Below are 21868 nucleotides of genomic sequence, written 5' to 3'. Positions count from 1 at the left end.
GGTCCAGTTAAACAGCATATATCAGACTGGAAGGGATGACAAAAAACAAAGAAAATCAAATAAATAACTCACGGTACTATTCAACGATACGCGTTTCTTTCAATTGTTGCCATTTGTTGACCAGCTCCGCCAGATTTGCCGCCTGCATTTTTTCCATCACCCTGGCGCGATGCACTTCTACCGTGCGTACCGCGATGTTCATCACCTGCGCGATCTCGCGGTTCATCAGTCCCTTAACGACGAAGCCAGCTAACTCACGTTCTTTTGCCGTGAGTCCCCGGTAACAGGTGGCGATCTGTTGGCGGGCAACGGCCTGTTCCGAAACCACCAGCGCACGCTCCAGCGCTGTTTGCAACGGTCTGGCGCTGACCGGTTTTTGCAGGAAGTCTACCGCACCGAGTTTCATCTGCTCGACGGCCATCGGCACGTCGCCATGTCCGGTAAGAAACACCACCGCCAGCGTACTTTCGCGCTGGCGCAACACCTCATGGACATGCTTACCGTCCATGACCGGCATCCGCATATCCAGCAACAGTACGCCCGTCTGATACAACTCGGCCTGCTCAAGAAAAACAGCCCCTTCTTCCCAGCACGTAACCGGGTAGCCCAGACTCTCCAGCAGAAAAGCGCAGGCATCGGTGACCGCCACATCATCATCCAGTAAATGAATTATCGCCATTGCCGCTCCGCGCCTCCTGTTGAGTAAAATCCAGTACAACCGCCACGCCAGGCTGCCCGTCGGGCGCGGTCTGATTTCGCAGGTTAATCTCCCCCTGACCGTAACGCACCAGCCGCTGACAAATCACCAGCCCCAGTCCCATCCCCTCTTTCCGACTGGTCTTGAAGGGCTGAAAAGCTTGATGCAGTAAAGCCTCGTCGATACCGCCGCCATTATCCTGCAACGTCATGCGCACGCCCGGTGTCGACGCTGAGGCATCGATCCACAGCGTGGTAGCGCCCGCCTGCGCCGCGTTGAGGATCAGATTAGCCAGCACCTGCTCCAGCAAAACCGGCGGCAGCAAAATCGTCAACGCGCGATCGATATTGCTGTGTAACGTTAACGTCGGGAACTGCTGTGCCATGCGCAACAGTTGCCAGACATGTTGAACCGCCTCGTGAATGCTGATGTTCTCCCACTCTTCCGTGCGGATCGGACTTCCCTGTGCCTGACTCACCCAGCGCCGCAGATTTCGCAGCGTCTCGGCCCCACGCTGCGCCTGCCGATCAATATGCTCAAGCGCTGGCAGTAACGCGTGCGCCGGATCCTGCGACTGCAGGCGAATCAGACTACCCTGCGCGTAATGGCGAATTGCCGACAGCGGTTGGTTCAGTTCGTGCGCGAATCCGGAGGTCATTTCGCCGAGGACGCTCATCTGCCTGGCCGTTTCCAGCGCCTGCTCCTGCTGGCGCAACTGGACGCCGTTGCGTTCAAGTTGTTTACCACGACGCCGAACCAGTAGCATCACCCAGACGTAGTTCAGGGTTAGCAACAGCAGGATCAGCGCGGTCCCGACCATCAGCCACTGATGCTGTATCAGCCAGCTTTTCACATCCAGCCATAAGCGTCGCTGCTGTGGATGTTGCTGCACGTCGCGCAGTAGCGCCTCCACCTGGCTGGTCGACGCCGGCGCCCCCCAGTGGAACGCGGCGGTGTCAGGCGCAGCCAGTAGCGCGCGGGTGACGCGATCGGCCAACGCATCATTGACTGCAGGCAACGCGGCGAACGACCAGTCAGGATAGAGTGGCGTACTGGCTAAACAGTCAATATTTCCGGGACGGTTGAGCACCGCGACAAAATCAGTTTTATCAACCAGTCCCTCTTCGTCCATTTTTTCCAGCAGGCAGACCGGAACAATCACCGCCTGCACTGCGTTTTCACGGAGCAAATAAAGAAGCGCATCGGCTGGAAAACCGCTAAAACGCAGATTGAGGTCGCGCTCCGGGCGCAGACCGGCGTCGCTCAACGCTTTATATCCCAGCAGGTAGCCGCCGAACGCCTGGGGATCGATAGCCCCCACCGTTTTACCGATCAGATCATGTGCGCCGGTGATACCGCTGTCGCGCCGGGTAAGGATCGCACTGCCGATGACGTTACCCGTGCCGCGCGCAGAACGCAGAGACGCCAGCCAGCGCAGCGGTGAATGGCTGTTCAGTTGCACAAACTGCGCCGGGTTGGTCACCACAAATTGCACGGTTCCGTTGTTCACCGCCGCCTGCATCTGGTGCAAATCCAGCGGCTGGATATGGAACTGTTCTCCGGGAATTTGCTGATTAAGCTGCGTTTCCAGCGGCTGCCAGTGGTTACGGGTGGAGACCTCTCCGCGCATCGCCAGAATCCCGATATTCCATGAGCCCGCCAGCGCTGCGCCGCTGTACATTAAGACCGACGCCAGCAGCATCAGGCCCTTCACCGTTTTACCTCTCACACCCTTATCCCCGTTGATTATGTTGTTTTAGATCAACAACCCGCCGGGTATGTGGTTAACCACAATAGAGCTGCCCCCGCCACGATTTTTACACTGTAAATCATCGACATTCTTTATTCATCACACGCAACCCAACGGCGTGACAAATGTTTCGTTGTTGCCTTGAGACGGGAGAAAAAATGGACAGCAGTAAACGGCAGTTTCTCCAGCAACTGGGCGTCCTGACGGCAGGCGCGTCGCTGGTTCCACTGGCGCAGGCGAAATTTTCTTTTTCACCTGAACGCCACGGCGGTTCCACACAGCAGCGTTACGCGATGCTTGTCGATCTGCGCCGCTGCATCGGCTGTCAGGCCTGCACCGTCAGTTGTGCGATTGAAAACCAGACGCCGCAGGGCGAGTTCCGTACCCATGTGAATCAGTATCAGGTCCAGGTGGCGGATGAGGTGACCAATGTGCTGTTACCGCGTCTGTGCAACCACTGCGACAATCCGCCCTGCGTGCCGGTTTGTCCGGTGCAGGCCACGTTTCAACGCGAGGACGGCATCGTGGTGGTCGATAACACCCGCTGCGTCGGTTGCGCCTACTGCGTGCAGGCCTGCCCCTACGACGCGCGCTTTATCAATCATGAGACACAGACCGCCGATAAATGCACGTTTTGCGTCCATCGCCTGGAGGCCGGACTGCTCCCCGCCTGCGTGGAGTCCTGCGTGGGCGGCGCGCGCATCATCGGCGATATCCGCGATCCGCAGAGTCGAATTTCGCAATTAGTCCGCACCCATCACGACGCCATTAAGGTGTTGAAACCGGAAAACAACACCGCGCCCCATGTCTTCTATCTGGGACTGGACGAGGCATTTGTCACCCCGTTGATGGGTCGCGCACAACCCGCACTCTGGCAGGAGGTCTGATAATGCCACCCTTAATCATTGAAGAGGTGCTGACTCGTCCGCAGGCGGTGAGCTGGCTTCCCTGGGCAGTACAGTATTTCTTTTTCATCGGTATTGCCGCCTGTGGGGCGCTGTTTGGCGCCGTCCTGCACTGGCGGAAAAAGGATAATCCCACGCTGGAAAGCCTGACGCTGCTGATTGCTCTGACCTGCGCAATCACCGCGCCGCTGGCGCTGACCGCCGATCTCCACCAGACGGCCCGCGTCTGGCATTTCTATGCGTACCCCACGCCGTGGTCATGGATGCCGTGGGGCGCACTGTTTTTACCGCTGTTCACTGCGTTCCTCGGACTCTGGTTTCTGGCGCAGGTTTACAAGCAACTCACCGGAAAAAGTTACGGCGTCACAAAATGGTTCGCGTGTGCCAGCGCGCTGGCCGCGACAGGGTTGTTGCTCTATACCGGGCGGGAAGTGTCCGTCGTGCAGGCTCGCCCCGTCTGGTTCAGTTATGCCTTTGTGCTGGCGATGTTCCTGAGCGCGCTACAAACCTTTTTAGCGTTGTTAATCGTCGGGCTGCGCGATGATTTTCCGACGCAAAAACGCCTCGCGCTCGGACAACTGCTGACACTGCTCGCCCTTGCCGTCGTCATCATTTTCTGGGTTAGCGGCAATACGCTTTCCGGTACGGCAATCCGCCAGTGGCTGGCAATCTCTGCATCGGCGCGCCATTACGCCTCTGGCTGGCTGGTATTCTGGCTGATCGCATTACTGTTTGGCGTTATCGCCCTGCGCCGCCCGCTGCCATTGCCACTGCGTAGCCTGCTGGCGCTGAGCGCGATGACGCTGTGCTGGCTCATGCGCTGGACGCTGCTGATTCAGGGGCAGACGCTGCCGAAATTCAACGCCCAGTTCAACCCGTACACCCTGCCCGCCGGTACCGACGGTTGGCTTGCTATCCTCGGCACCTTCGGCTTGTGGATAGCGCTGCTCATTATTATTCGCGAAAGCGTGAACGGACTCGCAAGGAGACTGCAACATGGCTAATTTAACCCGTCGTCAGTGGCTCAAAGTCGGCCTGGCCGTCGGCGGTATGGCGACGTTCGCCCTCAGCTATCGTGACGTAGCGAAGCGCGCCATTGATGGCTTGATCAACGGCACCTCGGGTAAAATTACCCGCGACCACATCGTGGGTAACGCGCTGATCCCGGAAGCCAACGCACACTCGCGCTGGCAGCAGAATACGCAGCAAACCATCGCCATGACTCAGTGTTTCGGCTGCTGGACACAATGCGGCGTCAGGGTTCGCGTTGATCAACAAACCAACCGGGTGCTACGTATTGCCGGCAACCCGTATCATCCGCTTTCTCATGAGCATCATATTGACGCGTCGGTGCCGTTCAGCACGGCGATGGCGCAACTGGCGGGCGAGAACGGTCTTGATGCTCGCTCGACGGCCTGCGCCAGGGGCGCGACGCAACTGGAAGGTCTGTACAGCCCGCTGCGTATTCTTGAGCCGATGAAACGCGTCGGTAAACGCGGCGAAGGCAAATGGCAGCGCATCAGCTTTGAGCAATTGATCAATGAAGTGGTGGAAGGCGGCGACCTGTTTGGCGAGGGTCACGTTGACGGCCTGCGCGCCATTCACGCCCCGTCGACCCCCATTGAACCGCAACATCCGGGTTTTGGTCCCAAATCCAATCAGCTTCTGGTCACCAACACCAGCGACGATGGGCGAGATACCTTTTTGCGTCGCTTTGCTCTGAACAGTTTCGGTAGCAAGAACTTTGGCGCGCATGGTTCCTATTGTGGACTGGCCTATCGCGCGGGTTCTGGCGCGCTGATGGGCGATCTCGATAAAAACACCCACGTAAAACCCGACTGGGATAACGTCGAGTTCGCGCTGTTTATGGGCACCTCGCCCGCACAGTCCGGCAACCCGTTTAAACGCCAGGCCAGACAGCTTTCCAGCGCACGCCTGCGCGATGATTTCAGCTATGTAGTTGTCGCCCCGGCGCTGCCATTAACCACCGTGCTGGCTGACGATCACGGCCACTGGTTACCCGTGATCCCCGGCAGCGACTCCGCGCTGGCAATGGCAATGATCCGCTGGATTATCGAAAACCAACGCTACAACGCCGATTATCTGGCGCTGCCCGGCGCAGAGGCCATGCAACACGCTGACGAGAAGAGCTGGACCAACGCCACGCATCTGGTGATCGCCGACGATCTTCCCGGACTGGCCGGACAGCACTTAACGCATAGCCATCTGGATCCTTCTGCGGCCAGTGATCCACTGGTCATAAATGAGCACAACGAGCTGGTCCCCGCCAGTGATTGCCTGCACGCCGCACTGTTTGTCGCGCGCCAGGTGACGCTCGCCGATGGGCGTAACGTGACGGTGAAAAGCAGCTTCCAGTGTCTGAAAGAATCGGCGGAGAAAATGACGCTCGCGCAGTACAGCGAGCAGTGCGGCGTGGCTGAGGACAAAATCATCGCGCTGGCGGATGCCTTTACCCGTCACGGACGTAAAGCGGCGGTCGTCACCCACGGCGGCATGATGGCAGGAAATGGTTTCTATAATGCGTGGGCGGTGATGATGCTCAACGCGCTGATCGGCAACCTCAGTCTGGAAGGCGGCGTCTTTGTCGGCGGCGGAAAATTCAACGGCGCAACGGACGGCCCACGCTACAACATGGCGAGTTTTCCGGGCAAGGTGAAGCCCAAAGGACTGAGCATCGCGCGAAGCAAAACGGCGTATGAATCTTCCGAAGAGTACCGCGACAAGGTCGCCGCCGGACGTTCCCCCTTCCCGGCCAACGCGCCGTGGTATCCGTTTGTCGCCGGTCAACTGACTGAGTTACTGAGTTCCGCGCTGGAGGGGTATCCATACCCGCTGAAGGCGTGGATCTCCAATATGACCAATCCCCTGTATGGTATACCCGGTCTGCGCGCGGTGGCCGAAGAAAAGCTGAAAGATCCGGCACGGTTGCCGCTGTTTATCGCCATCGACGCCTATATGAACGAGACCACCGCCCTTGCGGATTACATCGTACCGGACACGCATAATTTCGAAAGCTGGGGATTCAGCGCGCCGTGGGCAGGCGTCGCCAGTAAAGCCACCACCGCACGCTGGCCGATTGTTACCGCTGCCACCGCCACAACCGCCGACGGTCAGCCGGTTTCGATGGAGGCATTCTGCATCGCGGTGGCAAAGCAACTGAATCTGCCGGGATTTGGCGACAATGCGATTTCCGACAGCGCAGGGAACCATTACCCGCTCAACCGTGCAGAAGACTACTATCTGCGCGTCGCTGCCAATATCGCGTTTATGGGGAAAGCCCCGGTTGCCGAAGCGGTGACGGAAGACATTGAACTCACAGGCGTCCGCCGCATTATGCCTGTCATTCAGCAGACGCTGAAAGCGGAGGAAGTCCGTCGGGTAGCGTTTATCTATTCACGTGGCGGTCGGTTCGCGTCGGATAAGAGCGGTCGGGCCGAAAACCGGATCGGCAACGCGTGGGAAAAACCGCTGCAAATCTGGAATGCCGAGGTTGCCGCTCATCGTCATGCTATCACTGGCGAGCGCTACAGCGGTTGTCCGGCGTGGTATCCGGCGAGACTGTCTGACGGACGTTCGGTGGACGAACTGTTCCCGCTGGCACAGTGGCCGCTAAAGCTTATTTCGTTTAAGTCCAATACCATGGCCAGTGCGTCGGCGGTGATCCCCCGTTTGCACCACGTTAAGCCGGTCAATCTGGTAGCGCTGAATCCGCAGGATGGGCGGCGTTTCGGGCTGTCGCATGGCGACACGGTGCGGATCACCACGCCGGGGGGACAGGTTGAGGCGCAAATCAGTTTGCTGCACGGCGTAATGCCTGGGGTCATCGCGATCGAGCACGGCTATGGACACCGCGAGATGGGTGGCGCACAGCACACGCTGGACGGTGAACCGCTGCCGTTTGATGCGAAAGTGAAATCGGGGATTAACCTGAACGATCTGGGATTTGCCGATCCGACGCGAAAAGTGAGTAACACCTGGCTGGACTGGGTGTCCGGCGCCGCGGTCCGTCAGGGGCTGCCAGCGAGAATTGAGCGATTGCAACGCTAGCGCCGGATGGCAACGCTAACGCGTTTTATCCGGCCTACAGAACGTCACAGGCCGGGTAAGGCGAAACCGTCTCCCGGCAAAAACTGATGCTGGATGACAACGCTAACGCGTTTTACCCGGCCTGCAGGACGTCACAGGCCGGGTAAGGCGAAACCGTCACCCGGCAAAAAGCGGATCAGTTATTCACCGGAATAACCGCACCTTTGTATTTGGTGCGGATCCAGTCCTGAATCTCTTTTGAATGCAGAACATCAACCAGCGCGACGATATCCTTTTTCTTCTCATCGCCGCGATGCACGGTAATGATGTTGGCATACGGGTTATTCTCACCGCTTTCTACGGCAATTGGGTCGTGGACTGGATCCAGGCCGGCGTCGATGGCGTAGTTGGCGTTAATCACCACCGCATCGCCTTCATCGTTGTTGTACATCTGCGGCAGCAGCGCGGCTTCCACGTTAGGCAGGAACTTCAGCTTCTTCGGGTTATCCACGATATCGCTGATGCGTGCGGTCACTTTGTCCACGCCCGGCTTCAGTTTGATTACGCCCTCTTTCTCGAAGATAGACAGAATGCGCCCCTCTTCCGACACCGCATCACGCATGATAATTTTGCCGTTTTCCGGCAGATCCTTCAGTGATTTAACCTTTTTCGAATAGATGCCGATAGGCTCAATGTGGATCGCGCCCGCACTGACGAAATCGTAGGTTTTATCCCCGGCATGATCTTTCAGGACGCTGTTCAGATAAGGAATATGCTGGAAGTAGTTGGCGTCAATTTCGCGGCCCGCCAGCGCGGTGTTCGGCAGGATGTAGTCCTGGAACGGTTTAATCTCCAGATCGATCCCCTGTTTCGCCAGAATCGGTTTGGCCTGTTCGAGAATTTCAGCGTGCGGTACGTTGGATGCGCCCACGGTCAGCGTGTCTGCCCAGGTGGCGAAGCTCAGGGCACTTAAGGTGGCTGCGGCGAGAAGTGTCAGTGATTTTTTCATGATAATGGTTTCCGTATTTTATTAGCGTTTATCTAACAGAGAAGTGATCACATCGCCGCAGAACTGGATAATGAAGACGATGACCAGAATCGTCACCGTCGCCACCAGCGTGACGTCGTTGTGGTTGCGCTGGAATCCTTCCAGATAAGCCAGATTCCCTAAACCACCTGCCCCGATCACCCCGGCCATCGCGCTGTAACTGACCAGCGCAATCAGCGTCACGGTGATACCGGACACCAGAGCGGGTGACGATTCAGGTAACAAAACCCGAAAAATTAAGGTACTCAGACGCGCGCCCATTGAACGTGTCGCTTCAATGACGCCTTTATCCACTTCACGCAGGGCGATCTCAACCAGACGCGCATAAAATGGCGCGGCGCCGACAATCAGCGCCGGTAATGCGGCATTGGCGCCAAGAATGGTGCCGACAATCGCTTTGGTAAACGGGATCAGTAAGACGATCAAAATGATGAACGGGATCGAGCGGAAAATATTCACCACCAGCGAAATGCCGCTGTACAGTGCACGGTTCTGGAACAGCCCGCCGCGTGCGGTGAGGAACAGCGCCAGTCCGAGGACGATACCGAGAACAAAGGTCGCAATCCCGGAGAGCGCGGTCATGTATAGCGTCTCCTGGGTGGCAGCAAAAAGTTGATCCCATTTCAGATGGGGAAACAGATTCTCAGCCATGTTGAATCACCTCACCGTCAATGCCGCTTTTTTGCAGGTCGTCCAGAATGTTGTTGAGTTGCTCTTCCGACGCCACCACGTGCAGCCACAGCTGGCCAAACACGCCGTGTGCCGTTTGGGTCATTTTGCCGTGCAGGATATTGAATGGCAGACCATAGCGCAGGGTCAGTTCACCGACGATCGGCTGATGCGTGCTGTGTCCGGTAAAGGTTAACTTAATCACCGTGCCGCCCAGTTCGCTCGCCAGTTGCGGGTTAAAAGCCTCTTCATCGGCATACTGCCCTACCTGGCGGACAAACTGACGGGTAATCGGCTGTTGCGGATGCGTGAAGACGCTCAGTACGTCGCCTTCTTCCACCACCTGACCGTTCTCCATCACCGCCACGCGATCGCAGATTTTGCGCACCACGTGCATTTCGTGGGTGATCAGCACAATCGTCAGCCGGAAGCGGCGATTGATATCAAGCAGCAGCTCAAGAATTTGATCGGTTGTCTGGGGATCCAGTGCCGACGTGGCTTCATCGCACAGCAACACATCCGGGCTGTTGGCCAGCGCACGCGCAATCCCCACGCGCTGTTTTTGCCCGCCGCTCAGCTGTGACGGATAGGCATTTTCGCGCCCCGTCAGCCCCACCAGCTCAATCAGTTCCGCCACGCGCGCCTGAATTTTTGCTTTTGGCGCGCCGGCGATTTGCATAGAAAAGGCGATGTTTTCACGTACCGTGCGCGACCACAGCAGATTAAAATGCTGGAAGACCATGCTGATTTTCAGGCGCGCCTGACGCAGCGATTCGCCGCGGGCGGCGGAAATCTCGTGACCGTTGATGGTGACACTGCCTGCGGTTGGTTTTTCCAGCCCGTTGAGCAGACGAATCAGGGTGCTTTTCCCGGCACCGCTGTAGCCAATAATTCCGTAAATCTGCCCCTGTTCCACGGTCAGATTGACATGATCAACCGCAGTAATGGATAGCCGGCCTGGCGTGAACACTTTCGAAATATTTTTCAGGACAATCATGTCGTTTGGGTATCCGCGGCTGCTTATTGTTATCCTGCCAGCGCTTTCGGCTATTTAGCAGTATGGATGTCCAAACGAGTGTAATCAGGGTATTTTAGATTTGAAATGATTTAAAAGTCATTTGTTATAACTCGAAGGAATAAGTCGGGTTGCGCAACACAGCCTGGATTTTGCGTTTGCGCAATTGGCAGACACGACTTGTTTAATAACAATTTGTTGTGTAACTGCCTGGATGTATTCTGAAACACCGTTTCCATTTTCCTTTTGTGTCGATTTCAGCGTATAATGCGTGACAATTGTCACTTGAATGGTTTCAGCACATTGACCTGTCATACTCAGAGACTACAAAACGTCCCTTTTTGTCGGGCTGAACGACGAGCACACATTCCTCTGCACGCTCTATCGATGTCACCTATCCTTAGTGCGAGGCATCACAACTTTCGTAATACAGGTTTAGCTTCCAGGCAGTGCGTTCCGGAAGCCGGCTTTCCATATCCTTCTCAACTTAAAGACTAAGACTGTCATGAAAAAGACGAAAATTGTTTGCACCATCGGTCCGAAAACCGAATCTGAAGAGATGTTAACCAAAATGCTGGACGCGGGCATGAACGTCATGCGTCTGAACTTCTCTCACGGTGACTATGCAGAACACGGTCAGCGTATCCAGAACCTGCGCAACGTGATGAGCAAAACCGGCAAGAAAGCGGCAATCCTGCTCGACACGAAAGGTCCGGAAATCCGTACCATCAAGCTGGAAGGCGGTAATGACGTTTCCCTGAAAGCGGGTCAGACCTTTACGTTCACCACCGACAAATCCGTGGTCGGTAATAACGAAATCGTTGCTGTAACCTACGAAGGTTTCACCTCCGACCTGTCCGTCGGTAACACCGTACTGGTCGACGATGGTCTGATCGGTATGGAAGTCACCGCGATCGAAGGCAACAAAGTCATCTGTAAAGTGCTGAACAACGGCGACCTCGGCGAAAACAAAGGCGTTAACCTGCCAGGCGTTTCTATCGCCCTGCCGGCGCTGGCTGAAAAAGACAAACAGGACCTGATCTTTGGTTGCGAACAAGGCGTTGACTTTGTTGCGGCCTCTTTTATCCGTAAGCGTTCTGACGTGGTTGAAATCCGTGAGCATCTGAAAGCGCACGGCGGCGAGAAGATCCAGATCATCTCCAAAATTGAAAACCAGGAAGGCCTGAACAACTTCGACGAAATCCTCGATGCGTCTGACGGTATCATGGTTGCCCGTGGCGACCTGGGCGTTGAAATCCCGGTTGAAGAAGTGATCTTCGCGCAGAAGATGATGATCGAAAAATGTATCCGCGCGCGTAAAGTGGTTATCACTGCGACCCAGATGCTGGATTCCATGATCAAAAACCCGCGTCCGACTCGCGCTGAAGCGGGCGACGTGGCAAACGCCATCCTCGATGGCACCGATGCGGTGATGCTGTCTGGCGAATCCGCAAAAGGTAAATACCCGCTGGAAGCGGTCACCATCATGGCGACCATCTGCGAGCGTACCGACCGTGTGATGACCAGCCGTCTGGACTTCAACAATGACAGCCGCAAACTGCGCATCACTGAAGCCGTCTGTCGTGGCGCGGTGGAAACCGCTGAAAAACTGGAAGCACCGCTGATCGTGGTGGCCACTCAGGGCGGTAAATCAGCTCGCGCAGTGCGTAAATACTTCCCGGACGCCACGATTCTGGCGCTGACCACCAACGAAGTGACTGCCCGCCAGCTGGTTCTGAGCAAAGGCGTTGTGGCGCATCTGGTGAAAGAAATCGCGTCTACTGATGATTTCTACCGTCTGGGTAAAGAGGTTGCTCAGCAGAGCGGCCTGGCTCAAAAAGGTGACGTTGTGGTGATGGTTTCTGGTGCTCTGGTACCGAGCGGCACGACTAACACGGCATCTGTTCACGTACTGTAATAATTCCCGTGTGAATTAATTCGATAAAAAAAGCGCCCTCGTGGCGCTTTTTTTATTTTTCCAATAGCCACTATTAATAAAAAAGCAAATCGGATTGAGCTATCTAATTACAGATTATCTAAGACGAATCCGATGGAAGCAGCCTGTTTTCACACGGTTTTTTAGCCGTTTTTGCGCATTTCGATGCTTCTTTGAGCGAACGATCAAAAATAAGCGTCTTCTCATCAAAAAAATATTCTCAACATAAAAAAGTTTGTGTAATACTTGTAACGCTACATGGAGATTAACTCAATCTAGAGGGTATTAATAATGAATCGTACTAAACTGGTACTGGGCGCGGTAATCCTGGGTTCTACTCTGCTGGCTGGTTGCTCCAGCAACGCTAAAATCGATCAGCTGTCTTCTGACGTTCAGACTCTGAACGCTAAAGTTGACCAGCTGAGCAACGACGTGAACGCAATGCGTTCCGACGTTCAGGCTGCTAAAGACGACGCAGCTCGCGCTAACCAGCGTCTGGACAACCAGGCTACTAAATACCGTAAGTAATAGTACCTGTGTAATAGAAATGGCGCACATTGTGCGCCATTTTTTTTGCCTCGCGTTCTACCTTCCCGCTACTGCGTCTGCACCTCTTCCTGTACTGAGCCATTTTGCGCTGACTGAACAGCAGGTGTAGCCACGACAGTTGGCGTTTGTCCGGCAGAGACCGCCACCGGGTAACCCGCCCGACGATACAACGCTTTATCCACCAGCCCGTCATCCACCTCGTTCGTCGCCTTAAACTGGCTGAACCCGGCAGGCAGCACATACGGCATCGTCTGCACGTTTTGTTCTTCTTCCGGCGACAACGGTCGATGGACCTCAACGTAGCGCAACCCGCCTGGCTCCACGGAATATTTCACCGGTTCATTAATCACTCTCACCGGCGTTCCCGTGCGAACCTGGGAAAACAGCGCTTTGATGTCCGGGGCGTTCATCCGGATACAGCCGGAACTGACGCGCAGACCCACGCTGTCTGGTTGACTGGTGCCATGAATGAGATACTCGCCATTACCGTGCGCCAGACGCAGTGCAAAGAGCCCCAGCGGGTTATTCGGCCCGGCGGGGACCACCGGCGGCAACGTAATGCCACGCTCCAGAGAGCGCTTACGAATGCCTGCTGTTGGCGTCCAGGTAGGATTCGGGATTTTCTGCCCAACGCGGGTTTCCATCACCGGCGTTTCCAGTCCCTGCAAACCAATACCGATCGGATAGACCTGAACGATATTTTCTCCCGGCGGATAGTAGTACAGCCGCAGTTCAGCCAGATTAACGATGATGCCTTCACGCGGCGCATCGGGCAGCAATAGCTGTGACGGGATCGTGACCAGAGTACCCGGCTTTGGCACAGGAGCAATGGTATTATTCGCCTCCAGAATGAGCATAGCGGCAGTATCAAAACGACGGGCAATGGCCTGAAGGTTTTTATCACCTTCCTGCACCGTGTACAGTTGATTCTGTCCAACAAGACGACTGCCTGCTGGCGGTAAGGGATAATCCACCGCCCAGGCAGCCTGTATGACGCTGTAAGCGCCGATAAGCATTAGAGTAATAAGAGACGCGCGTTTCATACCCAACCTCCTGTATTCACTGGCATGGCCAGAATGCTGATAATCCTGTAAGACAGCCCGGCTGCCTTACCTGACAGGATGAAAGCTGTCTATTGAGTTTAGCTAAGCGTTGCGGCTTTGGTACGGATTGCGCGAATCATCGCTTCCAGCCCCTGCGAACGAGACGGCGTGAGGTGCTGCGCGAGCGCCATGTGTTCAAACCACGGCCGCACATCAAAATTCACGATATCCTGAGCCGTCATCTGGTGATACAGAATGAAGACGACCGCAATCAGTCCTTTCACAATGGCAGCATCGCTGTCGCCCTGCAGCTCAATAACGCCTTGCGCATTCTGGCGCATCACTATCCAGACCTGACTCTGACATCCCTGAATCGTATTTTCAGGACAGCGGTCCGCTGCGGATATTTCCGGCAGTCGCTGTCCCAGCTCAATGATGTACAGATACTTCTCTTCCCAATTAGCGCAACGCTGAAAATTACGCAACAATTTTTCTTTATCCGGCAGCGCAGCCATAGTGCCTCCCTGTTACCCCAGTAAGCGATGAATTCGTTGCAAGCCTGTCACCAGACGATCCACTTCTTCATGGGTGTTATACATTGCCAGCGACGCCCGGCACATCGCCGGTACCTGATAAAAAGCCATCAGCGGCATCGCGCAATGGTGTCCGGTCCGCACGGCAATCCCGTAATTGTCGAGAAAACTGCCGACGTCATAGGCGTGATGTTTCCCGAGATTAAAGGCAATCACGCCCAGACGGTCAGTGGGGCCATACAGTGTGAGATCCGGCACCGCCTTCAGTTGCTCCAGCGCGTAGTGCATCAGGTTCTGTTCGTATTCGCCAATCGCCTCCAGTCCCAGCGCTGAAACATATTCCAGCGCGGCGCCAAAGCCGATAATCCCGCCGGTATTCGGCGTTCCCGCTTCGAAGCGCCACGGCGCTTTCGTCCAGGTCGTACCCTCCGTCAGGCTGACGGTGGCGATCATCGACCCGCCCCCTTCCCACGGCGGCATCTGTTGCAACAGCGCCTCTTTGACATAGAGCACGCCAATGCCGGTCGGGCCATACAGCTTGTGGCCCGAGAAGACGTAAAAATCGCAGTCCAGCGCCTGAACGTCTACCGGGTGGTGCATCACCGCCTGCGCACCGTCCACCAGCACCTTCGCGCCATGCTGGTGCGCCATCGCGATCATTTCGGCGACAGGGTTTTCCGTACCCAGCACATTAGAGACGTGCGTTATCGCCAGCAGCCGGGTTTTCTCATCAAACAGGGTAGGCAGGATCTCGTGCTGCAATGTGCCGTCGGCGTTCAGCGGGATCACCCGCAGCTCAGCGCCCACCCGCGCGCACAGCATCTGCCACGGCACAATGTTGGCATGATGCTCCATCTCACTGATGATGATGTTATCGCCCGCGTGGACGTTTTCTGGCCCCCAACTGTTGGCGACCAGGTTAATGCCTTCCGTCGTACCGCGCACAAACACCAGCTCTTCCGCAGAGCGTGCGTTGATAAACAGCGATGCCAGCTTGCGCACGTTCTCCATTTTTTCGGTAGCCTGAGCGCTGAGGGTGTGGATCCCCCGGTGCACCGCCGCATAGCCGTGACGATAAAACTCGGCTTCCGCGTCAATCACCTGGGCCGGTTTTTGCGCGCTGGCAGCGCTGTCGAGATACGCCAGCGGCAGGCCATTCACTTCACGCGTGAGGACGGGAAAATCCGCACGTACGGTGTCGATGGGAAATGTCATGCTACGCCTCCCGGCAGACGTTGGCCGATCCGCGCCAGCACCTGTTGTTTCAACCCCTCGTCGCTCAACGCTTCCGTCAGTTCCGCGGCAAAGGCATAAAGGATCATCTGCTGCGCATCCCGCTGAGCAATCCCGCGCGAGCGCAGGTAGAACATCTGCTCATCGTCAATGCGCCCTACCGTCGCCCCGTGGCTGCACTTCACGTCATCGGCGTAAATTTCCAGCTGTGGCTTGGTATCGACTTCCGCGAGCTTCCCGAGTAGCAGATTGTTATTCGTCATCTGCCCGTCCGTTTTGATCGCATGTTGGGCAACGTTAATGAGCCCGTTAAATACCGCCCGCCCCTTATCGCTGACGATGGTTTTATGCAACTGTCGGCTGTTGCAATAGCCTTTGTTGTGCTCAAGCCAGGTGCGGGTATCGCAGACCTCATTTTTCACCGGCATCGCCAGACTGTTGATCCTGAGCGTTGTGTTCTCGCCGTTCAGTTGCGTGCTGGTGTTGTGACGCAGCACCGCATCGCCGAGCAGAAAGCTGTGGCTGTGCGCCGACGCATCCGCCGCCAGCAAGATGTCGTTATGGGCGAAGTGATGGCTGAGCGGATTTTCAAATACCAGCTTGATGTGATGCAGGTGCGCATTTGCCGCCACGTTCATGGTCAGGCGCGCGCCGGTGAAATGTCGGGCATCATTCAGACTGACGTAGTGCTCGATAACCGTCGCCTCTGCCCCTTCTTCCAGCTCAAGATGGTGGCGATAGTGCGCCGTGTTCACCTCTTCTGCGGATACGCCCTGGGTGATGTGCATCAACAGCAGCGGTTTTGTCGGGCGCTGGTTACGCTTAACGCGGATATTGGTCACGCTACGCGCCAGGCTTTCGGTGAGATGCAAAAACACTTCCGGTTGTACCGCGACCGGCAGGGTCTGGCGCTCGTCGTTGATCGCCACCTCAAAGCCGCTGTTCTCCCAGCTGTCGCTGAGCGCCGGGCTGAACTGCCCGTCGACAAACACCAGCCGCAGCGCCTGCACGTTAAGCGCTAACGCATCGCGCTGCGCCGGGGTGACATCGGCATAACGACTGACGAACAGGCTGCTGCTGAGCCCCTCCAGCGGCGTGTATTTCCAGTTCTCATGTTTGCGCGTAGGCAGCCCCAGACGCAGAACCTGCTGGAGATGCTGTTGCGCCTGTTCAGACCGCGTCTCGCCCTGCGCTTCAAACAGGTGATGCCATTGTTGCAGCGCATTACTGCTGTTCGGTAAGCCAGCCATATCCCTGCTCCTCCAGTTGTTTGACCAGCGTGAAATCGCCAGACTTCACAATCCGTCCCTGATACAGGACGTGGACAAAATCCGGCTTGATATAGTCAAGGATGCGCTGATAGTGGGTGACAATAATGAACGAGCGCTTGCCGTCCCGCAGTGAGTTAACCCCATCGGCAACGACTTTGAGGGCATCAATATCCAGCCCGGAATCCGATTCATCGAGAATGCACAGTTCCGGCTCGAGCACCGCCATTTGCAGAATATCATTACGTTTCTTCTCGCCGCCGGAAAAGCCGACGTTCACCGAGCGGGTTAACAGGTCTTCCGGCATCTTCAGCAGGGCGATTTTCTCTTCCATCAGATCCTGAAAATCGAAGCGATCAAGCGATTCCTGGCCGCGATACGTGCGCACGGCATTAAGCGCCGTTTGCAGGAAAAACTGATTGCTGACGCCGGGGATTTCTACCGGATACTGGAAGGCCATAAAAATGCCTTCCCCTGCTCTCTCTTCCGGCGCCAGATCGAGCAGGTCTTTCCCTTTAAACATCACCGACCCGCCGGTGACCTCGTAATCTTCACGCCCTGCCAGCGTCGCAGAGAGCGTACTTTTCCCGGACCCGTTCGGCCCCATAATGGCATGCACTTCCCCCGGACGAATCTCAAGGTTCAACCCACGCAGGATGGCTTTCTCTTCCACACTGACCTGTAAATCTTTAATCGTTAACATGTTGCTTCCTTAACCGACGCTGTGTTCAAGGCTAATGGCTAATAATTTTTGTGCTTCGACGGCAAACTCCAGCGGCAACTCGGAGAACACGTCTTTACAGAACCCGTTGACGATCATCGAGATCGCATCTTCTTCGCTGATACCGCGCTGCAGACAATAGAACAGCTGATCTTCACCAATCCGTGAGGTGGTCGCTTCGTGCTCCAGTTGCGCACTGTTGTTGCGGCATTCGACATACGGGAAGGTATGCGCTCCGCAGTCGGCGCCAATCAGCATCGAATCGCACTGGGTAAAGTTACGGGCATTGGTGGCGGTCGGCATGATTTTGACCAGTCCGCGGTAGCTGTTCTGACTGTGCCCGGCGGAAATCCCCTTCGAAATGATGGTCGAGCGGGTGTTCTTGCCGATGTGGATCATCTTGGTGCCGGTGTCCGCCTGCTGATGACCGCTGGTTAACGCCACCGAATAGAATTCGCCGATGGAGTTGTCGCCGCGCAGAATACAGCTGGGGTATTTCCAGGTGATGGCTGACCCCGTCTCCGACTGGGTCCACGACATTTTGCTGTTCTCGCCCTCGCACAGCGCGCGTTTAGTCACGAAGTTCAGAATGCCGCCGGTGTTGTTATCGCCAGGGAACCAGTTCTGGACGGTGGAGTATTTCACTTCGGCGTCTTTGTGGATGATGACCTCCACTACCGCCGCGTGCAGCTGATAGCTGTCGCGAACCGGCGCAGAGCAGCCTTCGATATAGCTCACATAGCTACCTTCATCCGCCACCAGGATCGTGCGTTCAAACTGCCCGGTCTTTTCGGCGTTAATGCGAAAATAGGTCGAAAGCTCCATCGGACAACGCACGCCTTTCGGCACATAGATAAAGGTGCCATCAGAAGCAACCGCCGCATTCAGCGCGGCGAAGAAGTTATCGTTACCGGGTACGACAGTGCCGAGATACTGCTTAACCAGTTCAGGGTGATCATGAATCGCCTCGCCGAAGGAGCAGAAAATGATCCCCTGTTCCGCCAGTTTTTCACGATAGGTGGTGGCGACCGAGACGGAGTCAAAAATGGCGTCAACAGCCACTTCACGACCTTCGCGTACCGGCACCCCAAGTTGTTCAAAGGCGGCTTCCACCTCTTTACTGAGAAACGCGTTCGCCCCGGTTTGCTGTACCGCCCCCGGTTCCGAGGCGCAGGTCTCATCACAATTCCCGCACGACGGCGCGGAATAGTAGCTGTAATCCTGATAATTCAGCTTCTCGTAGTGCGCCTTCAGCCAGTGCGGCTCCGGCATGTCGACCCAGGCTCGGTACGCATTGAGGCGAAACTCCAGCATCCACTCTGGTTCATTGCGTTTGGCCGAAATGGCGCGTACCACCTCTTCGTTGATCCCTTTCGCCAGCTCATCCGTTTGCAGCTGGGTAAAGAAACCCTCTTTGTAATTCAGGGGGCCGCCGGTCCAGGTTTTGACATCGTCAGTTGCTTCAGTATTACGAGACATAGTACCGCCTATACCCCAAAGCTTTCGCCACAGCCGCATTCGTTCTGGGCTTTCGGGTTATGAAATTTGAATAACTGGTTTAATCCTTCGCGGACGTAATCCACTTCCGTACCGTCGATAAACGGCATCGCCTGAAGCGGGACATAGAGCTTCGCGCCCTCAACGTCGAACAGCAGATCGTCTTTTTCCGGCTCGCTGACGGTATCCAGCACATAGCCAAAACCAGCGCATCCCGTCTGCTTAACGCCCAGGCGCACGCCCAGCATGCCCGGCTGCTTAGCGACCAGTTCGCGAATATGCGCCGCTGCCGCAGGGGTTAACGTCAATCCGCGCCAGGCAAAATCGTCCGGATTAAATGTTCCTGAATGCAATTCCATAGGGTTACCTCGCATAATGAGCCATCAGGCTATAACACCATGTTAGTGATAACGATTCTCACTTCAACCCCTCAACAGCAGGGGCATTACGGTGTTTCACCCGTTTTGACCACTTTTATTAAGCATAGACCCTGCCACGCGGGTTAAAAGGAATGGATGAATTTGTTCAATATATTGATTAATAATGACTTTAGCGTCTGTCATCGACCAGACTGGTCAAAACAGTAAAGATGTATAGAAAATGACTATTTCAGGGATAGGAATGACGTGAGAAGAGTGAAAGCACAGAAAAACAAAACCCTTAAGGTTGTCAGTAACAGCCTTAAGGGTTCCGGCCCCATCCGGCGCTTATCTCCGGCACTCACGATGGCTTAGCTCTTGAAGGGGCGATAAGAATAGTCTCATATTGCCGAAGGTCATTTTTAACACAAATTGCTATCCGCAATTTTATAAGCCAGATCAATTCATTGGCTTTACGGCATCGCGGTCTGGATCGCCTCCAGAAACAGCCGAAGCCCGGCGGGCTGATGTTCACGGGAAAGATACAGACCGTACACGGCAAGGCGTCGGGGTTGCAGCGTCGGCAGCAGGCGAACCAGTCGTCCCTGAGCCAGCCCTTCACGCGCTTCCTTTTCCGGCACCAGCGCGATCCCCATGCCTGCCAGCGCGGATTCACAAAGCAAAGACGAGATCCCGGCACTCAGATTCCCCTTGATCGCCACCGAGACCGCCTCGCCCTGCTCGTCGAGAAAATGCCACGACTTACCTGCAAATCCACTGTAATACAGACAGTTATGCTGAGCGAGATCCTCCAGCGTCTGCGGGGTGCCGTGCTGACGCAGATACGCCTCTGACGCGCAGAGAACCGACTCGCAGTCGCCAAGTCGGCGGGCAATCGCGCCAGGCTCTGGGTTATCGGTAATACGAATAGCGACATCAATACGTTCACCAACCAGACTGACCGGCTGATTGTTTATCTCAACCTCAATGCGCAGTTCAGGATAGCGCGCTAAAAATCGCGGTAGCACCGGGGCGAGAATATGCATTGCCGTAAAGTGCGCACAGGCGACGCGTAGCGTTCCGCCGGGAATGTCTGCCGACGACGCGCCAATCGCCTGCGAGAGCTGCGCCAGCGTTCGCGTCTTCACCAGCGCCTCTTCCCCGGCAGGAGTAATTGTTAGCCTGCGCGAGGTGCGATGAATCAGCCGCGCCCCGGCCCATTTCTCCATCTCATCGAGATAGCGGCTCACCATCGGTCGGGAGAGACCCAGCGCCCGCGCCGCCGCACTCAGGCTGCCTAAATCGCAGATATGATTGAATACCGTCGCCGCCATCACTCTGTCCATCGCCACCCCATCCGATCGTTTTATGAAACTCAGCATGTTCTGATACGGGAATTCTAACAGATCCCAATTTCCTTAAAATACAGGCCACACACAAGACCATTTCATCTGCATAAGGTTATCCCACATGAAAAGTAAACTGCTGGCCCTGTTGCTGCCTGCTGTCGCCTCACCGCTGTTTGCCGCGCCGCTGCAACTTGACGTCTATAACCCGCAGGAGAACGCCATTTTCCCTGTCTCCTCAACGTTGGTATCGGGTCCGACGGAAGCGATATTGTTTGATGCGCAGTTCAGCACGAAAGACGGTGAAAAGCTGGTGGAGATGATTAAATCTCGCGGCAAGCCGCTGAAAGCCATTGTGATTACCTCCGGCGATCCGGATTTCTATTTCGGTCTGCAGCCGATTGTGAAAGCCTTTCCTGGCGCGAAGGTACTGGCCACGCCGCAGGTTGTTGAGCATATTCGCGCCACCAAAGAGGCTAAGTTGCAGTACTGGGGACCACAGATGAAAGAGGGGGCGCCAACGGCGCTAACCGTCCCGCAGGCAACCACAGAAACGCGTTTTCGCGTCGATGGCGAAACGCTGGAACTGCGTCATCCCAATGATTACGCGGCCTATGTTTGGGTGCCAGCGAATCGGGCCATTCTCGGCGGCACGGGCGTGGCGTCAGGCATTCACGTCTGGACCGCTGACACCCAGACACCGGAGCAACGCGCATCATGGCGTCATGTCCTGACTGAAATGGACAGCCTGCAACCTGCACAGGTCATTCCGGGTCATTACCTTGGTGAGCGCCCTGAAGGCGATCGGGCCATCCGCTTTACGCAGGATTACCTGCAATCGTTCGAACAGGCGCTGGCGGCAAAGAAAGGTTCAACCTGGGTCATTCACACGATGAAAACCGCATGGCCGGGGCTGGCAGAGGAAAGTTCGCTGGAATTGAGCGCGAAAGTGAATTCGGGCGAGATGACGTGGTAATACCGCCAGTGAGAAACAAAAAAACCCGACACGAATGTCGGGTTCTCTTTACGTTAACGATCGCTGAATCAATGAACGCCAAGGCGCCAGGCAAAGTAGATCTCTTCTTTTAATTCAGTGGAAGAGAGCGTCAGTAAATCGGCAAATTCCAGCTCAAGCTGTTTCAGTCTTTTGAGATATTGGGCTGGAGAGAGCGCGGTTTTATCGCGACGTAAAAACTCAATTGCCAGTTGGGCCGGGTCTAGTTGGCTAGTCATATCATCCTCGCTTATGGTC

Annotated in this window: 21 protein-coding genes; 7 read left to right on the top strand and 14 right to left on the bottom strand. The window is 55.7% G+C overall.

Annotation, left to right across the window (positions count from 1 at the left end):
• Positions 1 to 76 precede the first annotated feature (76 nt).
• Together ttrR and ttrS are read right to left on the bottom strand one after the other, a co-directional pair.
• Positions 77 to 679 carry a tetrathionate respiration response regulator TtrR gene (ttrR, locus tag AL479_RS20180; protein ID WP_061077369.1) on the bottom strand — a complete coding sequence of 201 codons (603 nt, stop codon included), beginning with the start codon at positions 677 to 679 and terminating at the stop codon, positions 77 to 79.
• On the bottom strand, positions 654 to 2426 hold the full coding sequence (gene ttrS / locus AL479_RS20175; RefSeq protein WP_081093690.1) for a tetrathionate respiration histidine kinase TtrS: 1773 nt from the start codon (positions 2424 to 2426) through the stop codon (positions 654 to 656). The genes ttrR and ttrS overlap by 26 nt, the downstream gene beginning before the upstream one ends.
• Positions 2427 to 2605: 179 nt before the next feature.
• Here ttrS and ttrB point away from each other — a divergent pair, with 179 nt between their 5' ends.
• The 3 genes from ttrB to ttrA are packed head-to-tail and all read left to right on the top strand — an operon-like array spanning position 2606 to position 7420.
• Positions 2606 to 3334, top strand: coding sequence for a tetrathionate reductase subunit TtrB (ttrB, locus tag AL479_RS20170; RefSeq protein ID WP_061077367.1), 729 nt, complete (start codon positions 2606 to 2608; stop codon positions 3332 to 3334).
• Entirely contained in the window at positions 3334 to 4356 is a 1023-nt protein-coding gene (gene ttrC / locus AL479_RS20165) for a tetrathionate reductase subunit TtrC (protein WP_105291789.1), read from the top strand. The genes ttrB and ttrC overlap by 1 nt, the downstream gene beginning before the upstream one ends.
• A complete protein-coding gene (gene ttrA / locus AL479_RS20160; RefSeq protein ID WP_061077365.1) occupies positions 4349 to 7420 on the top strand; it encodes a tetrathionate reductase subunit TtrA in 3072 nt (1023 codons plus the stop codon). The genes ttrC and ttrA overlap by 8 nt, the downstream gene beginning before the upstream one ends.
• 175 nt (positions 7421 to 7595) lie before the next feature.
• Here the strand turns inward: ttrA and AL479_RS20155 are convergent, their stop codons facing one another.
• The 3 genes from AL479_RS20155 to AL479_RS20145 are packed head-to-tail and all read right to left on the bottom strand — an operon-like array spanning position 7596 to position 10113.
• Positions 7596 to 8408: a MetQ/NlpA family ABC transporter substrate-binding protein gene (locus AL479_RS20155; protein WP_061077364.1), complete on the bottom strand. Its 813-nt coding sequence runs from the start codon at positions 8406 to 8408 to the stop codon at positions 7596 to 7598.
• Positions 8409 to 8429: 21 nt separating this feature from the next.
• Entirely contained in the window at positions 8430 to 9098 is a 669-nt protein-coding gene (locus tag AL479_RS20150; protein WP_054176650.1) for a methionine ABC transporter permease, read from the bottom strand.
• Positions 9091 to 10113, bottom strand: coding sequence for a methionine ABC transporter ATP-binding protein (locus tag AL479_RS20145; protein ID WP_061077363.1), 1023 nt, complete (start codon positions 10111 to 10113; stop codon positions 9091 to 9093). Before AL479_RS20145 ends, AL479_RS20150 begins: the two co-directional genes overlap by 8 nt.
• 285 nt (positions 10114 to 10398) lie before the next feature.
• Between AL479_RS20145 and AL479_RS24255 the strand changes: the two genes are divergently transcribed.
• The 3 genes from AL479_RS24255 (at position 10399) to lpp (ending at position 12595) form a co-directional block, all read left to right on the top strand.
• The gene (locus AL479_RS24255) at positions 10399 to 10629 is read left to right on the top strand and encodes a hypothetical protein (RefSeq protein ID WP_420535878.1); all 231 of its coding nucleotides are present in this window, start codon (positions 10399 to 10401) and stop codon (positions 10627 to 10629) included.
• Between the two features lie 7 nt (positions 10630 to 10636).
• Complete coding sequence (gene pykF / locus AL479_RS20135) at positions 10637 to 12049, top strand: pyruvate kinase PykF (protein WP_061077362.1); 1413 nt, start codon at positions 10637 to 10639, stop codon at positions 12047 to 12049.
• Between the two features lie 309 nt (positions 12050 to 12358).
• Complete coding sequence (gene lpp, locus AL479_RS20130) at positions 12359 to 12595, top strand: murein lipoprotein Lpp (protein ID WP_001082307.1); 237 nt, start codon at positions 12359 to 12361, stop codon at positions 12593 to 12595.
• A gap of 68 nt (positions 12596 to 12663) precedes the next feature.
• Here the strand turns inward: lpp and ldtE are convergent, their stop codons facing one another.
• From ldtE to AL479_RS20090, 8 genes are all read right to left on the bottom strand, one after another.
• Positions 12664 to 13659, bottom strand: coding sequence for a L,D-transpeptidase LdtE (ldtE, locus tag AL479_RS20125; protein ID WP_061077361.1), 996 nt, complete (start codon positions 13657 to 13659; stop codon positions 12664 to 12666).
• A gap of 98 nt (positions 13660 to 13757) precedes the next feature.
• Positions 13758 to 14174, bottom strand: a complete 417-nt coding sequence (gene sufE, locus AL479_RS20120; RefSeq protein WP_061077360.1) for a cysteine desulfuration protein SufE — start codon at positions 14172 to 14174, stop codon at positions 13758 to 13760.
• A 12-nt stretch (positions 14175 to 14186) separates the two neighbouring features.
• Positions 14187 to 15407: a cysteine desulfurase SufS gene (gene sufS, locus AL479_RS20115; protein ID WP_061077359.1), complete on the bottom strand. Its 1221-nt coding sequence runs from the start codon at positions 15405 to 15407 to the stop codon at positions 14187 to 14189.
• A complete protein-coding gene (gene sufD, locus AL479_RS20110) occupies positions 15404 to 16675 on the bottom strand; it encodes a Fe-S cluster assembly protein SufD (protein WP_061077358.1) in 1272 nt (423 codons plus the stop codon). The genes sufS and sufD overlap by 4 nt, the downstream gene beginning before the upstream one ends.
• Positions 16650 to 17396 (bottom strand): Fe-S cluster assembly ATPase SufC, encoded by a 747-nt coding sequence (gene sufC / locus AL479_RS20105; protein ID WP_061077357.1) that lies wholly within the window; start codon positions 17394 to 17396, stop codon positions 16650 to 16652. Before sufC ends, sufD begins: the two co-directional genes overlap by 26 nt.
• A gap of 9 nt (positions 17397 to 17405) precedes the next feature.
• Positions 17406 to 18893, bottom strand: coding sequence for a Fe-S cluster assembly protein SufB (sufB, locus tag AL479_RS20100; protein WP_044254746.1), 1488 nt, complete (start codon positions 18891 to 18893; stop codon positions 17406 to 17408).
• Between the two features lie 8 nt (positions 18894 to 18901).
• Positions 18902 to 19270, bottom strand: coding sequence for a Fe-S cluster assembly scaffold SufA (sufA, locus tag AL479_RS20095; protein ID WP_061077356.1), 369 nt, complete (start codon positions 19268 to 19270; stop codon positions 18902 to 18904).
• A gap of 473 nt (positions 19271 to 19743) precedes the next feature.
• A complete protein-coding gene (locus AL479_RS20090; protein ID WP_061078029.1) occupies positions 19744 to 20616 on the bottom strand; it encodes a LysR family transcriptional regulator in 873 nt (290 codons plus the stop codon).
• 124 nt (positions 20617 to 20740) lie between these two features.
• On the opposite strand from AL479_RS20090, the gene AL479_RS20085 reads away from it, so the two are divergent.
• On the top strand, positions 20741 to 21592 hold the full coding sequence (locus AL479_RS20085; RefSeq protein WP_061077355.1) for a Vmh family MBL fold metallo-hydrolase: 852 nt from the start codon (positions 20741 to 20743) through the stop codon (positions 21590 to 21592).
• Between the two features lie 68 nt (positions 21593 to 21660).
• Here the strand turns inward: AL479_RS20085 and AL479_RS20080 are convergent, their stop codons facing one another.
• Positions 21661 to 21849: a YdiH family protein gene (locus AL479_RS20080; RefSeq protein WP_061078028.1), complete on the bottom strand. Its 189-nt coding sequence runs from the start codon at positions 21847 to 21849 to the stop codon at positions 21661 to 21663.
• Between the last annotated feature and the right edge of the window lie 19 nt (positions 21850 to 21868).

This window comes from Citrobacter amalonaticus (assembly GCF_001559075.2).
GTDB classification, from domain to species: Bacteria; Pseudomonadota; Gammaproteobacteria; order Enterobacterales; family Enterobacteriaceae; genus Citrobacter_A; species Citrobacter_A amalonaticus_F.
Note: the sequence above shows the minus strand (reverse complement) of the source record. Positions and strands in the feature narration are given on the sequence as shown.

Bases quoted from the DNA above. Each gene is read 5' to 3' on its own strand.
- ttrR (WP_061077369.1), bottom strand. From the start codon at position 679: ATGGCGATAATTCATTTACTGGATGATGATGTGGCGGTCACCGATGCC.
- ttrB (WP_061077367.1), top strand. From the start codon at position 2,606: ATGGACAGCAGTAAACGGCAGTTTCTCCAGCAACTGGGCGTCCTGACG.
- ttrA (WP_061077365.1), top strand. From the start codon at position 4,349: ATGGCTAATTTAACCCGTCGTCAGTGGCTCAAAGTCGGCCTGGCCGTC.
- AL479_RS20155 (WP_061077364.1), bottom strand. From the start codon at position 8,408: ATGAAAAAATCACTGACACTTCTCGCCGCAGCCACCTTAAGTGCCCTG.
- AL479_RS20150 (WP_054176650.1), bottom strand. From the start codon at position 9,098: ATGGCTGAGAATCTGTTTCCCCATCTGAAATGGGATCAACTTTTTGCT.
- AL479_RS20145 (WP_061077363.1), bottom strand. From the start codon at position 10,113: ATGATTGTCCTGAAAAATATTTCGAAAGTGTTCACGCCAGGCCGGCTA.
- AL479_RS24255 (WP_420535878.1), top strand. From the start codon at position 10,399: ATGCGTGACAATTGTCACTTGAATGGTTTCAGCACATTGACCTGTCAT.
- pykF (WP_061077362.1), top strand. From the start codon at position 10,637: ATGAAAAAGACGAAAATTGTTTGCACCATCGGTCCGAAAACCGAATCT.
- lpp (WP_001082307.1), top strand. From the start codon at position 12,359: ATGAATCGTACTAAACTGGTACTGGGCGCGGTAATCCTGGGTTCTACT.
- ldtE (WP_061077361.1), bottom strand. From the start codon at position 13,659: ATGAAACGCGCGTCTCTTATTACTCTAATGCTTATCGGCGCTTACAGC.
- sufE (WP_061077360.1), bottom strand. From the start codon at position 14,174: ATGGCTGCGCTGCCGGATAAAGAAAAATTGTTGCGTAATTTTCAGCGT.
- sufS (WP_061077359.1), bottom strand. From the start codon at position 15,407: ATGACATTTCCCATCGACACCGTACGTGCGGATTTTCCCGTCCTCACG.
- sufD (WP_061077358.1), bottom strand. From the start codon at position 16,675: ATGGCTGGCTTACCGAACAGCAGTAATGCGCTGCAACAATGGCATCAC.
- sufC (WP_061077357.1), bottom strand. From the start codon at position 17,396: ATGTTAACGATTAAAGATTTACAGGTCAGTGTGGAAGAGAAAGCCATC.
- sufB (WP_044254746.1), bottom strand. From the start codon at position 18,893: ATGTCTCGTAATACTGAAGCAACTGACGATGTCAAAACCTGGACCGGC.
- sufA (WP_061077356.1), bottom strand. From the start codon at position 19,270: ATGGAATTGCATTCAGGAACATTTAATCCGGACGATTTTGCCTGGCGC.
- AL479_RS20090 (WP_061078029.1), bottom strand. From the start codon at position 20,616: ATGGACAGAGTGATGGCGGCGACGGTATTCAATCATATCTGCGATTTA.
- AL479_RS20085 (WP_061077355.1), top strand. From the start codon at position 20,741: ATGAAAAGTAAACTGCTGGCCCTGTTGCTGCCTGCTGTCGCCTCACCG.
- AL479_RS20080 (WP_061078028.1), bottom strand. From the start codon at position 21,849: ATGACTAGCCAACTAGACCCGGCCCAACTGGCAATTGAGTTTTTACGT.